Origin of the sequence: Thermovirga lienii (assembly GCF_036847465.1) — a bacterium.
GTDB lineage: Bacteria > Synergistota > Synergistia > Synergistales > Thermovirgaceae > Thermovirga > Thermovirga lienii.
Genome location: NZ_DAITZW010000083.1, coordinates 1 through 1744 on the forward strand (window position 1 = coordinate 1; position 1744 = coordinate 1744).

A 1744-nucleotide genomic window follows, 5' to 3' on the forward strand; every position below is an offset into this window, starting at 1 on the left:
AGCGACGAGGAGGCAAGAAACCACAAACCCAAGATCGTCTTCGTCGACGAAAAGAACAGGCCGAAGGCATAATATGAACCATTTGCCCTCTTGTGAAGGGATTTTGTGATGGATGGAGCAGGGATGTACAGGGAAGGCACTTTAGAATGGTGGAAACACGTTGTAGATGTGGATGTCCTTGAGGGGATCGTGGAGAACTTTGCTGTGTCCAACAACTACGCAGCCATATTGACCACGCCTGAAGGGATACCTGTCACAAAGCCCTGCAATTTCTCTAATTTCTGCAAGATAGTTAGATCCATAGATGGCGGGGAAGTATGCCGTAAAAGCGATGCTGAAGGCGGCAGGAAGGCCATAACCTCCGGTGGCGTAAAGATATACAGGTGCCATGCCGGGCTGATAGACATGGCGGTCCCCATAATGCTTAGCGAGGACAAGACCGTTGGCATATTGCTTATGGGGCAGGTAAAACTCAGAGAGTACACCCGCAAGGAAGTTCAGGAGCTGGCTGATCAGTTTTGGCACTTCGACCAACGAGAAAAAGAAAGGCTTATAGACAATTTCCTCAAGATACCTGTGGTTGATGAAGAGCAGCTTAGAAGAAGCGCCATGCTGCTCAAGCTAGTGGCTTCCCACATAGTCACCATATGCGAGAAGCACCTTTCTGAGAGAAGGTTCCTGGAAAAGGGAATAGCCATAATGAAAAGGAAAGTAAACAAGGAAGCCCTCGAGAGGAACCTGAAACAGGCACAGGTAAGGTCCTTGCAGAACAAGCTGAATCCCCATTTTATCTTTAACACCCTCAACGTCATATCCCGCTTGGCCATGTTCGAGGGAGCCAAGCAAACCCAGGAACTGACCATAAAGTTTGCCGAGTATTTGCGCTATGTATTAGGAAAGCAAAAGCGTGGGAACTTTGTGAGGCTCAAAGACGAGCTGGATTGCATCAGATGTTTCCTGGACATATACAGGTCCCGATTCGGAGAGCGGCTTTCCTATGAGATAGATGCCGAGCCGGAGAGTTTGGGTGTGTTTGTTCCTTTCATGCTGCTCCAGCCCGTGGTGGAAAATGCCGTCGTCCACGGCGTGGAGCCTTCGGTGAGGCCCGCCTGCGTCACCGTAAAAAGCTGTATAAAAGGGGACTATTTATGCTTAACCGTAAAGGATGACGGGGTAGGCTGCGATACAGAAACGCTCAAAAAGGGAATAGGCCTAAGCAATTTGGAGGAGAAAGTAAGGTTATACTTCCGGGAGAGGGGCTGTATAGACTTTAAAAGCACCCCAGGTGAAGGGACAGAGGTCCAGATAGTGATCCCACTAGTCAGGGAAGAGGAAAGATAAGATGACACCCAAAAGAACAAACACCTACAAACTGCTTATAGTAGAAGACGAACCCCTGGAGAGCAAGGCGCTGAGGTTTGTGTTGGAGAAAAACTTTGGCGGCATGTTTGAGATAAAGGAGGCCGACGATGTTTTCTCTTTCGAGGAAGCGGCCCTTCAATGGCTTCCGGAGATCGTCCTGCTGGATATTCGCGTTCCTGGAGGAAGCGGCCTGTCTCAGCTTAGAAAGCTGAGGGAGGAAGGATTCCGCGGAGAGGTCATAGTTACCACTGCCTACGATGTCTTTGAGTATGCCCAGGAGGCGGTGGAGCTGGGAGTAAGCTCCTTTTTGGTCAAACCCCTTTCGGACAGCAAGCTTGTGGAGACCATAAAGAGCGTCGTCAAGAATATAGAGGATAAAAGA

2 protein-coding genes are annotated in these 1744 nt (G+C 49.4%); both read left to right on the forward strand.

The features are described 5' to 3' along the window. Positions 1 to 108 precede the first annotated feature (108 nt). Complete coding sequence (locus V7Z69_RS09855; RefSeq protein ID WP_334139811.1) at positions 109 to 1341, forward strand: sensor histidine kinase; 1233 nt, start codon at positions 109 to 111, stop codon at positions 1339 to 1341. Between the two features lies 1 nt (position 1342). Further along, on the forward strand, positions 1343 to 1744 hold a 402-nt coding region (locus V7Z69_RS09860; protein WP_334139812.1), incomplete at its 3' end, for a response regulator.

What these genes read in the sequence shown, in the direction of transcription:
- V7Z69_RS09855 (WP_334139811.1), top strand. Translation starts at nt 109, where the DNA reads ATGGATGGAGCAGGGATGTACAGGGAAGGCACTTTAGAATGGTGGAAA.